Origin of the sequence: Cohnella laeviribosi DSM 21336 (assembly GCF_000378425.1) — a bacterium.
Taxonomy (GTDB): domain Bacteria; phylum Bacillota; class Bacilli; order Paenibacillales; family Paenibacillaceae; genus Cohnella; species Cohnella laeviribosi.
Genome location: NZ_KB899881.1, coordinates 1 through 5,236 on the forward strand (window position 1 = coordinate 1; position 5,236 = coordinate 5,236).

Sequence of the window (5,236 nt, forward strand, 5' to 3'; positions counted from 1 at the left end):
CAAACTAACCCAGAGCATGTCCCGAGTTGGCAGGTGTATTGATAATGGTCCAATGGAAGCCTTCTGGGGAACCCTGAAATGTGAGAGGTATTATTTGCATACATACAGTACCTTTGAGGAACTCAAAAAAGACATAGATGACTACATCCGTTTTTACAATAACGAGCGATTACAGGCAAAACTAAACGGCCTCAGTCCCATGGAATTCAGGACCAAGGCCGCTTAACCGATTTTTATTTTTTTGTACTGTCTACTTGACGGGGGTCAGTTCACCTTCGGGACAGCCCCTTCGTCCGTTCGCGGCTCCGGCGATCCGGAAACGGCTATTCCGGCCGGAGAGCTCCGCCGACCTTCTCCAGCTCGATTTTTAACCGTCTCAAATCCTGTTCCGCCGCTTTCGTATCTTCCACGAATTGTTCGTACGTCTTACCGGCTTGCTGAAACACGGTAAACATCACTTCGCATCCGGCGCCTTTCGGAAGGACGCGCATTGGGCGCAGCGTTTTTTCCCCGGCTGCCGCCCCGGCTTCGCTTATGGGGCTTACCCAATGATCGAGCACCCCGAATTCGTTTGGGTCGGCGAACCGGACGCGTTTCGGCCCTTCCGGCGTTTCCGCGATCCAGCCTTCCTCCGCCTTCCGTACGGACCGGTAAAATCCGGGGGCCCACCGGGGCAAATGGTTCGGATCGGAGATGTAATCGTAAGCCTCACCGAACGGGCAATCGGCGTAAATCATCAGCGTCTTGGAACGCAATACCGGCTTCATCGGCACCTCGCCTTGTCCTGGCATGATTCGAGCACCATCCCGCCCAAGTTCATCTTCCGGCGCGCGAGGCCGCCTGTGAGCAGATGCCAAAGATGAAACGCATGAACGCTCGCGCCGCCGGTTTCTTCTTCTAGTCTATTCGTGCCGGTCTATCGTATGACGCGGCTGTCCGGAGACTCCGGCCTACTTGGCTTTGGCGAGCAGATAGAGGAAATACGGCACGCCGATGACCGCCACGACGATGCCGGTCGGTATTTCCGACGGCTGCAGGACGACCCGGCCAATCGTATCGGCGACAAGAACCAGAAGCGCACCGGTCAGCGCCGAAGCCGGAATGAGCGTTTCGTGCCGGGAGCCGACCAGTCGGCGCGCCAGATGCGGCGCAATCAGCCCGACGAAGCCGATCGCGCCGCCGACGGCGACGCACGAGCCGGCCAACGCGACCGCCGCGGCAAGCAGCAGCAGCCGTTCGCGTCCGACGGGCGCGCCAAGGCCGGCTGCAAGATGCTCGCCCAGGTTGAGCACGTTAAGCGTCTTGGCTTTGAATAACACATACGGAAACAGAATGACGATCCACGGCAGCAGCGCAAGCACGAATTTCCACGTCGTTCCCCAGATGCTGCCCGCAATCCAGACCTGCACGAACTGATATTCGTTCGGGTCCATTCGGATCGTGAGAATAATCATCGCCGCCTGGATCGCCGCCGCAATCGCAATCCCGGACAGCACCATCCGCATCGGCGAAACGCCTTCGCTCTTTTTGTACGAAAGCAGCATCAGCAGCCCCGCCGTCGCAAGCGCCCCGATCAACGCAAGCACCGGCAGGAGAAATACCGGCGACGCTTCGTTTGACGGGTAGAAGGCCACGAACAGGACCACCATCAGACCCGCTCCCGAGTTGATGCCGAGGACGCCGGGGTCCGACAGCGGATTGCGCGTAATCCCCTGCAGCACGCAGCCCGACAGCGCCAGTCCCGCCCCGATCAGAATCGAAACCACGATGCGGGGCAGCCGGAATTCGAATAAAATAAGGCTTTGTTTTTCCGTGCCGTAACCGAATAACGTCTTGAGAACGTCGGCCGGAGACAAACGGGTATACCCGGTGTTCATGCTGACGATAAAAACGATCACAATCAGAACGGCCAAAATAAGCAGGATCGACCACGCGCGGGCGTTGTTCCTGCGTTTCGCTTGCTCAAGAGCCGAGGCGCTCACACCGTCTCCCTCCTCATCCGGCGAATCAGATACAGGAAGAACGGCACGCCGATCAACGCGATCAGCGCTCCTACCGGCGTCTCGAACCCGCGGTGGATCATTCTCGCGCCGATGTCGGCGAACACGAGCAGCAGCCCGCCCAGCACGGCCGAGCACGGGATGATCCACCTGTAACTCGCGCCGACGAGCGAACGGGCAATGTGCGGAACGATCAGCCCGACAAAGCTGATTCCGCCCACCGCCGCGACCGAGGCGCCCGCCAGAACGAGCACGAGCACGGAGCCGAACAATTTGGCCAGACCGATGCGAAGCCCCAGGCCGGAAGCCACTTCGTCGCCAAGGCTGAGGAGCGTGATCGAGCGCGACATGAGCATGGCGCCGATCAGGCCGGCGCCGATCCACGGCGCCATCACGGCGACCTGGGACCACTTGATGCCCGCGACTCCTCCCGCATACCAGAAAACCAGCTCCTGCCCGATGCGAAAATGAATCGATATGGCTTCGCTCAGCGCAACGAGCAGCATGGAGATGGCCGCCCCCGCCAGCGCAAGCCTGACCGGGGTCAGACCTCCCCGTCCGGCCGAACCGATGCCGTACACGAGCACGGTGCCCAGCGCAGCTCCCAGAAACGAGATCAGGGTGACCTGTCCGAACGGCAGGCCGGGCAAAAACGCAAAGCAAATCGCAAGCGCAAAGCCGGCGCCGGCATTGATGCCGAGCAGACTGGGGTCCCCGAGCGGGTTGCGCGTCATCCCCTGCATGATCGCTCCCGCCGTCGCGAACGCGGCGCCGACGAGCGCGCCGGCGATGGCGCGGGGCATGCGCAGCTCGCGGATGACCTGATGCTGGGTCAAGTCGCCGTTGAAATGAAAGACCGCCTCCCAGACGGTGGAAAGCTTGATGTCCGCGGCGCCGACCGAAATCGACAAAGCGAGGCCGAACGCGAGCGCCGCCAGGCCGCCGATCAAGATCAAGGCGGCCGTCAATGGCCTGGAACGCACTTGGGGCGTTTCCTGCGATGCGGATTCCAAAGTGGATGTCATGATCGCGAATCCTTCCTTATCGTGTTATGAACCGAACTGGACCTGATAAAGCCGGCTGTAGTGGCCTCCCATGGACACCAGTTCCTCGTGTCTGCCTTGCTCGCTGATGCCGTTCTCGGTGACGACCACGATCCGGTCTGCGTTCTTGATCGTGGCCAAACGATGCGCGATCACCAGCGTGGTCCGCCCTTCCGACAATTCGGCCAGCGACTGTTGGATCGCGGCTTCGGTCTCCGTGTCGAGCGCGGAAGTCGCTTCGTCGAGAATCAGGATCGGCGGATTTTTCAAGAACATCCGCGCGATCGCAAGGCGCTCCTTTATAAGGACGGTAATACGAAAAAAACGGCGAAGCAAAGAGCACCTCCGATAATAGCCGGCTTTTCGGAACGAAAGCAGCCTTTACGGCTATTTTCGTTCGGAATTTCAAGTGAGAATTGTTATCAATTACCCCCTATTGTAGCGTAGAATAGGAGGACATTCAACGGCGGAAGTTATTTTCGGAAAACTCCGATTTTTGCGCCGGAGATCGAAAAAAAGCCGCGCCTGCGGCGAACGCTCCGCTTCGGCTACGGCTTTTGATTTGCGTGTATCTTTCTTACTTGTTGCCCGCGCTCGCAGACGCGCTTGCGGACGGGCTTGCGGAAGGGCTAGCGGAAGGACTTGCCGACGGAACGGCGTCCGGCGACTCCGAAGCCGGAGCGTCCTTTTCGCTCAAGAAGTTCTTGTATCCGGCATCCTTCTTGGCTTTCTCGATCCAATCGTTAAGGCCTTCGTTCACTTTGCTGTCCAGATAGGCGGCTTTGACCTTGTCCTTGACTTCTTCGTAAGGCGGGATAACCGCTTCCTTGCGGTCGGTGACCTTGATGATGTGGAAGCCGTTCGGCGATTCGACGACGCCGCTCATTTCGCCTTTCTTCAAAGCGAACGCGGCCTTTTCAAACGGCTCGTTCATGACGCCTTTGCCGAAAAATCCGAGATCGCCGCCGTTGTCCTTGGAGCCCGAATCGAGCGACTTTTCCTGCGCCAGCTTGGCGAAGTCGGCGCCTTGCTTCAACTGCCGGAGAACCGCTTCCGCTTCCTCCTTCGATCCAAGCAGGATATGCGAAGCTTTCACCTGTTCCGGCGTGCCGAACTTCTCTTTGTTCGCTTCGTAGTACGCTTTCAGATCGTCCTCGGTCGGAGCGAGATTTTTCTCGAAAATGCCGCGCAGCAGCAGTTGAGGGCGAATGGCCTGCTCTTTGTAAGCTTCCAGCGTAATGCCGCTGTACGCCAGCGCCTGTTCGAGCTGCTCGTCGCTGGCAATGCCGTTTTGCGTTTTGATGTCTTCGAGAGCCGCAGCGTAATCGGCATCCGTCACTTCAACGCCCGCTTTCTCGGCTTCGTATTCGATCAATTTTCTCCACATATACTGATCCAGCACCTGGCCCGCCTGCGCTTCGCCGCCGATCTGCTTGACCAGCTCGTCATACAGCTCCGCCTTGGTCACCTTCTCGCCGCCCACTTCGCCGACCGCTTCGTTCATCCCGCCTGCGGCCGTTCCGCGGGTCAGCACGATCACAAGCGCGACGACCGCGATAACCGCAATCGCCCAAGGCAGCGCAACGCGGGCGCCGAAACCGCCTTTGGCGGAAGCGGACGTCCCGGAAGCCGCGGGCCGGTCCCCGCCGTTTTCGATTTCGTTCCCGTTTTCCGTTTCGTTTGCTTCCTCCCGGTCAAACGCCTGAGGCTTGTCCGCCGCCGGCTCCGGGGGATTCAGTTCGCTTGGGTCCTGTGCCTTGTCTTTTTCCAAATCGCTCATTCTTTAAAATTCCTCCTCGTTTATTAAAGGCCTATTGATTCAATATATCAAATTTTTCGCGATTTTCATTAATATAACCTAAAATTCGTAAAAAAAAGTAGAGCAAAGAATATTCATTCCATATAATGCTCCCATAGGTTGAGACACGGGAGAGGTGATAAATAAGTTATAATGAGGCTATGGAAAAACGGAACCGATATTCCTCAGAATTCAAGACAAAGGTTGTGTTGGAGGTCCTCCGTGAGGAGCATACTGTAAACGAGATCGCTGCTAAGTATGAACTGAGCCCGGTGATGGTTAGCCGGTGGAAGGCTGAGTTCCTTGAGCGTGCTTCAATGGTGTTCGAAAAGAAAACCAGCGAAGCCGACAAACTGAGAAAGGAGTATGAGAGCAAGCAGGAGCATCTAGAGAAG

6 protein-coding genes and 1 pseudogene are annotated in these 5,236 nt (G+C 57.8%); 2 read left to right on the forward strand and 5 right to left on the reverse strand.

Annotated features, from left to right (window positions below; all coding sequences use genetic code 11):
* Positions 1-226 (forward strand): IS3 family transposase (locus F560_RS0121725; protein ID WP_019007819.1); only part of this gene is annotated, 226 nt, incomplete at its 5' end.
* Between the two features lie 97 nt (positions 227-323).
* On the opposite strand, the gene F560_RS0121730 is transcribed toward F560_RS0121725, so the two are convergent.
* The 5 genes and pseudogenes from F560_RS0121730 to F560_RS24015 all read right to left on the reverse strand — a co-directional run bounded on the left by F560_RS0121730 (position 324) and on the right by F560_RS24015 (position 4,823).
* A complete protein-coding gene (locus tag F560_RS0121730) occupies positions 324-767 on the reverse strand; it encodes an SRPBCC family protein (protein ID WP_019007820.1) in 444 nt (147 codons plus the stop codon).
* A gap of 183 nt (positions 768-950) precedes the next feature.
* Positions 951-1,982, reverse strand: coding sequence for a FecCD family ABC transporter permease (locus F560_RS0121735; protein ID WP_019007821.1), 1,032 nt, complete (start codon positions 1,980-1,982; stop codon positions 951-953).
* Positions 1,979-3,025, reverse strand: coding sequence for a FecCD family ABC transporter permease (locus tag F560_RS0121740; RefSeq protein WP_019007822.1), 1,047 nt, complete (start codon positions 3,023-3,025; stop codon positions 1,979-1,981). Before F560_RS0121740 ends, F560_RS0121735 begins: the two co-directional genes overlap by 4 nt.
* 24 nt (positions 3,026-3,049) lie before the next feature.
* A pseudogene (locus tag F560_RS0121745) lies at positions 3,050-3,343 on the reverse strand (ABC transporter); the annotation flags it as partial.
* A 277-nt stretch (positions 3,344-3,620) separates the two neighbouring features.
* On the reverse strand, positions 3,621-4,823 hold the full coding sequence (locus tag F560_RS24015) for a peptidylprolyl isomerase (protein ID WP_019007824.1): 1,203 nt from the start codon (positions 4,821-4,823) through the stop codon (positions 3,621-3,623).
* 179 nt (positions 4,824-5,002) lie between these two features.
* On the opposite strand from F560_RS24015, the gene F560_RS0121755 reads away from it, so the two are divergent.
* The coding region (locus F560_RS0121755) for a transposase (protein WP_019007825.1) at positions 5,003-5,236 on the forward strand (234 nt) is incomplete at its 3' end.

Coding starts and splice junctions, on each gene's coding strand:
- F560_RS0121730 (WP_019007820.1), bottom strand. CDS start 767: ATGAAGCCGGTATTGCGTTCCAAGACGCTGATGATTTACGCCGATTGC.
- F560_RS0121740 (WP_019007822.1), bottom strand. CDS start 3,025: ATGACATCCACTTTGGAATCCGCATCGCAGGAAACGCCCCAAGTGCGT.
- F560_RS24015 (WP_019007824.1), bottom strand. CDS start 4,823: ATGAGCGATTTGGAAAAAGACAAGGCACAGGACCCAAGCGAACTGAAT.